Raw genomic sequence first — 371 nt, 5'->3', positions numbered from 1 at the left:
AACTATGGAGGGATTTAATTTTATAAATTTTCAAATACTTATTTAGATTGGTATTAAATAAAAGGTGCTTTTCAGCACCTTTTTAACGCAGCTGACTATCTTTACTGCCACGTCTATTAAACGATTTAGCGCTAGTATCATTACCTTCTATTGCAGCTTGGCATGCAACACAATAACGCACTCCAGGTAACGCGAGCCTTCGCGCTTGTGGGATTTTCTCATCACACTCATCACATAGCTCTGCACTTGCGCCAGATATTAAATTGCTTCTTGCAAACTGCACGGCGTCGTTAACACTTGCATCAATTTGATCTTGAATTGCACCGTCTCGTGCCCATCCACTTGCCATAAATCCTCCTAATAAAGTTGGA

The 371-nt window shown here is 40.2% G+C and carries 1 protein-coding gene; it reads right to left on the bottom strand.

The genetic code is table 11. The features are described from left to right. Positions 1 to 82: 82 nt before the first annotated feature. A complete protein-coding gene (locus DC53_RS00220) occupies positions 83 to 349 on the bottom strand; it encodes a DksA/TraR family C4-type zinc finger protein (RefSeq protein ID WP_008137432.1) in 267 nt (88 codons plus the stop codon). Positions 350 to 371: the final 22 nt, after the last annotated feature.

Origin of the sequence: Pseudoalteromonas fuliginea (assembly GCF_000690055.1) — a bacterium.
In the GTDB taxonomy this organism is placed as follows: Bacteria; Pseudomonadota; Gammaproteobacteria; order Enterobacterales; family Alteromonadaceae; genus Pseudoalteromonas; species Pseudoalteromonas fuliginea.
This window is presented reverse-complemented; position numbering and strand designations above follow the sequence as displayed.